At 69.2% G+C, this 1401-nt stretch carries 1 protein-coding gene; it reads left to right on the top strand.

What is annotated here, in order from left to right; translation table 11 throughout:
- A partial coding sequence (locus NCG91_RS27805) for a type VI secretion system Vgr family protein (RefSeq protein WP_251352083.1) occupies window positions 1-1401 on the top strand: 1401 nt, incomplete at both ends.

Genomic DNA, 1401 nt, shown 5'->3' with positions numbered 1-1401 from the left:
GCGGCAGCGAGATCCATTGCGACAAGCTGGGCCGGGTGCGCATCCGTTTCCACTGGCAGCAGGAGGGCGGCGCCACCTGCTGGGTACGCGTGGCGCAGCGCTCGGCCGGCGGCGGCATGGGCAGCCAGTTCTTGCCGCGCATCGGCCAGGAAGTGCTGGTGCAATTCCTGGAAAACGATATCGACCGCCCCATCATCGTCGGCGCCCTGTACAACGGGCAGGGCGAGGGCGGCGTCGCGCCCACGCCGGGCGGCATCACGGACAAGCCCGCGGATGCCAGTGTCTTCGAACCGGCGCGCGACCATGCGCCGTCGGCGCAGGGCAACGTGGCCGGCGGCAACAGCCCGGTCTGGCATGGCGCGGCCGGCGGCAGCGCCGGCCACCGCAACGGCGCGGCGCAATGGGGTATCCGCAGCAAGGAATTCGGCGCCGCCGGCTCCGGCTCTGGCTATAACCAGCTGCTGTTCGACGATACCGACCAGCAGGGGCGCATCCAGCTCAAGAGCAGCCATGCGGCAAGCGAACTCAATCTTGGCCACCTGATCCATGCGGCCGACAATTACCGGGGCAGCCTGCGCGGCACGGGCGCCGAGCTGCGCACCGACGCTTACGGCGCCGTGCGGGCCGGCGCCGGCCTCCTGATTTCCAGCTACCTCGTCAATCACGACGCGCAGGCGCGCGATCCGGCCGGTGACAATGCGCCGGGCATGGTCTTGCTCAAGCAGGCGGCCAAGCTGGGTGCAACCTTCAGCGCCGCCGCCGTCACGCACAAGACGGTCGCGTATGCCAGCCACCTGGGGCCGGCCAAGGCGAATGCCAGCGTGCTCGACGAAAAGGCGGCGCCCTTGCCGGCGTTTTTGACCAGCGTCTCCGGCATGCTGAGCCAGGACGATACGGCCGCCGCCAGGCGCGACGCGGCGGGCAAGCCGACCAGCCCCGGCGATGACAAGTTGCCGCACAGCAGCGACGCCATCATCGCCATCGCCGCCCGCACGGGCCTGGGCGTGCTGGCGGGCCAGGATATCCAGCTGGCAAATGGCGAAACCACCTCCTTGATGAGCGGCCAGGACACCCAGTTCGTCGGCGGCGGCCAGCTGCGTGTGCACAGCGGCCAGGCCATCGGCGCCCTGGCCGGGGTGGTCAAGGCGGGCGAGAACAATATCGGCCTGCAACTGATCGCCGCCAAACAGGCCATCGACCTGCAGGCGCAGGCCGACGTGCTCAACGTGCAGGCGCGCGAGGAAGTCAACATCGTCAGCGCCGCCGCGCACATCGACTGGGCGGCGGCGAAAAGCATCCGCCTGTCGACGGCGGGCGGGGCGAACATCACGATCGAGGGCGGCAACATCACCGTGCAGTGTCCCGGCAAGATCACGGTGCATGCCGGCAAGAAGAGTTTTA

The sequence above is a fragment of the Janthinobacterium kumbetense genome, from assembly GCF_023703445.1.
GTDB classification, from domain to species: Bacteria; Pseudomonadota; Gammaproteobacteria; order Burkholderiales; family Burkholderiaceae_D; genus Janthinobacterium; species Janthinobacterium kumbetense.
The sequence above is the reverse complement of the archived record's forward strand: the minus strand, read 5'-3'. Positions and strand labels throughout refer to the sequence as shown.